The sequence below is a fragment of the Phaeovulum sp. genome, from assembly GCF_047638075.1.
GTDB lineage: Bacteria > Pseudomonadota > Alphaproteobacteria > Rhodobacterales > Rhodobacteraceae > UBA6197.
This window is the reverse complement of record NZ_JBLJBV010000015.1, coordinates 1-3,741: the sequence shown is the minus strand read 5'-3', so window position 1 is coordinate 3,741 and position 3,741 is coordinate 1. Positions and strand designations below refer to the sequence as shown.

General features: G+C 61.2%; 3 protein-coding genes. All 3 read left to right on the top strand.

The window, feature by feature from the left end; genetic code table 11:
- A partial coding sequence (locus ACM62R_RS01975) for a 2-aminoethylphosphonate--pyruvate transaminase (RefSeq protein ID WP_415182392.1) occupies positions 1-1,000 on the top strand: 1,000 nt, incomplete at its 5' end.
- Positions 1,001-1,024: 24 nt separating this feature from the next.
- A complete protein-coding gene (gene phnA, locus ACM62R_RS01970) occupies positions 1,025-2,269 on the top strand; it encodes a phosphonoacetate hydrolase (protein ID WP_323007782.1) in 1,245 nt (414 codons plus the stop codon).
- A complete protein-coding gene (phnY, locus tag ACM62R_RS01965) occupies positions 2,266-3,732 on the top strand; it encodes a phosphonoacetaldehyde dehydrogenase (protein ID WP_323007781.1) in 1,467 nt (488 codons plus the stop codon). Before phnA ends, phnY begins: the two co-directional genes overlap by 4 nt.
- Positions 3,733-3,741: the final 9 nt, after the last annotated feature.

Genomic DNA, 3,741 nt, shown 5'->3' with positions numbered 1-3,741 from the left:
GGGGGGCGCGTTTGTTTGTGTGCCGTTGCAAGGGTCGGGCAGCTATTGCGTTGAGGCGATGCTGGGCACTTTCGTGCCGCGTGATGGCAAGGTTCTGGTGCTGGCCAATGGGGCCTACGGGTTGCGGGCGGCGGAAACCATGCGCTATCTGGGCCGCGCCTATACGTTGATTGACAAGGGTGATTATATGCCGCCGCGCGGCGCGGAAGTGGCGGCGGCACTGGCCGCAGACCCTGCGATCACCCATGTGATCATCTGCCATTGCGAAACCTCGTCCGGGATCTTGAATCCGGTCGAGGAAATTTCCGAGGCGACCTATGCCGCGGGGCGCAAGCTGTTGATCGACAGCATGTCGGCCTTTGGCGCGGTTGATCTGGATGTAAGCCGCCTTCGCTATGAGGCGATGGTCAGTTCCGCCAATAAATGTATCGAAGGCGTGCCGGGTTTTGGTTTTGTGATTGCCCGGCGGGCCGAGCTGGCGGCCTGCCGCGGCAATTCGCATTCGCTTGTGCTTGATCTTTACGCGCAATGGGTGAATTTCGAGAAATCGGGCCAGTGGCGCTATACCCCGCCGACCCATGTCGTCGCCGCCTTTCTGGAGGCGCTGCGCCTGCATGCGGCGGAAGGCGGGGTGGCCGGGCGCGGGGCGCGCTATTGCAAGAACCGTGATGTGATGGTGGCGGGGATGCGCGGGCTTGGGTTTGAAACCTTGCTGAAAGATCGCTGGCTGTCGCCGATCATCGTGACCTTCTTTTGCCCGGCCGACCCCAAATTTGTCTTTGCCGCGTTTTATGACCGGATGAAGGACAAGGGGTTCATCATCTATCCCGGCAAGCTGACGGTTGTCGACAGTTTCCGCATCGGCTGCATTGGCCGGATGGATGATGCGGTCATGACCAGGGTGGTCAAGGCCGCGGCCGACACCCTGGCCGAGATGGGCGTTGCCTCGGCGGCCCCGCCCGCTGCCGCCCTTGCAGAACGCGCCAGATTGGCGGCCTGAATGTTAATGAGATAAGGACTGACCATGACCCAACGCCCGCCCGTCATTGTGAATGACCGCAGCTATCCCTGGCCCAAAGTGACCGCGATTGCGATTTGCCTGGATGGCTGTGAACCCGAGTATCTGACCCAGGCGATTGCCAAGGGCCTGATGCCGACCTTGCAGCGGATGCGCGAGACGGGGACCGACCGTTTGGCGCATTCGGTGATCCCGTCTTTTACCAACCCCAACAACCTGTCCATCGCCACCGGGCGGCCGCCCTCGGTGCATGGCATCTGCGGCAACTACCTGTACGAACCGGAGACGGGGCAAGAGGTGATGATGAACGACGTGCGGTTCTTGCGCGCGCCAACGGTGTTTTCCAAATTCCATGACGCCGGCGCGCGGGTGGCGATTGTGACCGCCAAGGACAAGCTGCGGGCCTTGCTGGGGGCAGGGCTGCGCTTTGAGGACGGGCGCGCGAAATGTTTTTCGGCCGAGCGGTCTGCCACCTCGACGCAGGCCGAGCATGGCCAGGACAATGCCGCGGCGTGGTTGGGTTTTGGCCAGCCCGAGGTGTATTCGGCGGAGCTGTCGGAATTTGTCTTTGCCGCGGGCGTCAAGCTGCTGGCCGAGTGGAAGCCCGATGTGATGTATCTGACCACCACCGATTATGTGCAGCATAAATACGCCCCGCATCAGCCCGAGGCGCAGGCTTTTTACGCGATGTTCGACAGCTATCTTGCGCAGCTTGATGCGATGGGGGCGGCGATTGTGGTGACCGCCGATCATGGCATGAAGCCGAAACATGATGCCAAAGGCGAGCCGCAGGTGATCTATGTGCAGGATTTGCTGGATGAATGGCTGGGCAAGGCTGCGGCCCGCGTGATCTTGCCGATCACCGACCCCTATGTCGTGCATCACGGCGCTTTGGGTGGGTTTGGCACGGCCTATCTGCCCAAAGGCGCGGATCAGGCCGATATTATCGCGCGTCTGGCTGCGCGCCCCGAACTTTTAGAGGTGATGGACCGGGCCGAGGCGGTGACGCGCTTTGATTTGCCCGCCGACCGGATCGGCGATATCGTCATGATCTCGACCGAGAACATGACCATCGGCACGTCGGCGCATCGCCATGATCTGGCGGCACTGAATGAACCTTTGCGCAGTCATGGCGGGCTGACCGAACAAGAGGTGCCGTTCATCGTGAACCGGGTGATGGATTTGGGCAATGGCGCAGACCTGCGCAATTTTGATGCGTTTTTCGTGGCGACCACGGCGGCGGCACTATGAGCTTTGACCCCAGAACCCGCAAGATTGTGCCAAAGCATGAGGCCATGCGCATTGGCGGCGAAAAGGTGTTTACCGATGAGGTGGTCGAGGTTCGCTATCCCTATACCGATGCGGTGATCGGCAGCGTGCCTGCGGGCCGCGCCGAACATGCGGCCCGCGCGTTCGAGATTGCCGCGGCCTACAAGCCGGCCCTCAGCCGCTATGAACGCCAGCAGATTCTGTTCCGCGCCGGGGCCCTGATCAAGGAACGGCGCGAGGAACTGGCCTATTGGCTGGTGCTGGAACTGGGCATTTGCTGGCAGCATGCGCTGTATGAAACCGGGCGCGCCTATGACGTGTTCACGCTGGCCGGGCAGATGGCGATTCTGGATGATGGCCAGATTTTTTCCTGTGATCTGACGCCGCAGGGCAAGGAACGCAAGATTTTCACGCTGCGCGAACCGGTGCGGGCGATCTCGGCGATCACACCGTTCAACCACCCTTTGAACATGGTTTCCCATAAAATCGCCCCGGCGATTGCAACGAATAACTGCGTGGTGTGCAAACCAACCGAGCTGACACCGCTGACCGCGATTGCGCTGGCGGATATTTTATATGAGGCGGGGCTGCCGCCGCAGATGTTCCAGATCGTGACCGGCTGGCCGAAAGATATCGGCGATGAGATGATCACCAATCCCAATATCGACATCATCACCTTTACCGGCGGGGTGCCGGTGGGCAAGCTGATCGCGTCCAAGGCGGGCTACAAGCGGATGGCGCTGGAACTGGGCGGCAATGACCCGCTGATCATCTGCAATGACCTGTCGGATGCCGATCTGGACCGCGCGGCGACGATCGCGGTGGCCGGGGCCACGGGCAATTCGGGGCAGCGCTGCACGGCGGTAAAACGGATTTTGGTGCAGGGCGCCGTGGCTGACAGATTTGTGCCGATGGTGCTGGAAAAGGCCCAAAAGCTGCGCTTTGGCGACCCGATGGACCCCGCAACCCAGCTGGGCTGCGTCGTCCATGCCCAGGCCGCCGCGCTGTTCGAGCGCCGCTGCTTTGAGGCCGAAAACCAGGGGGCCAAGATTCTCTATCACCCTGGCCGTCAGGGGGCGCTGCTGCCGCCGATTGTCATTGACCATGTGCCGCATGGGTCGGAATTGGTGATGGAGGAAACCTTTGGCCCCATCGTGCCCATCGTGCGCGTGCCCGATGACGACGCGGCGGTGATGGCGATTTCGAATTCCACCCAATTCGGCCTGTCATCGGGGGTTTGCACCAATGACCTGCACCGCGCAATCGCCTATGTGAACGGGCTGGAGGTGGGCACGGTGAACATCTGGGAACAACCCGGCTATCGCATTGAAATGTCACCCTTTGGGGGCATCAAAGACAGCGGCAACGCAGTCAAGGAAGGCGTGCTGGAGGCGATGAAATTCTTTACCAACGTCAAAACATACTCCCTGCCATGGCCACGCTAAACCCGCGCC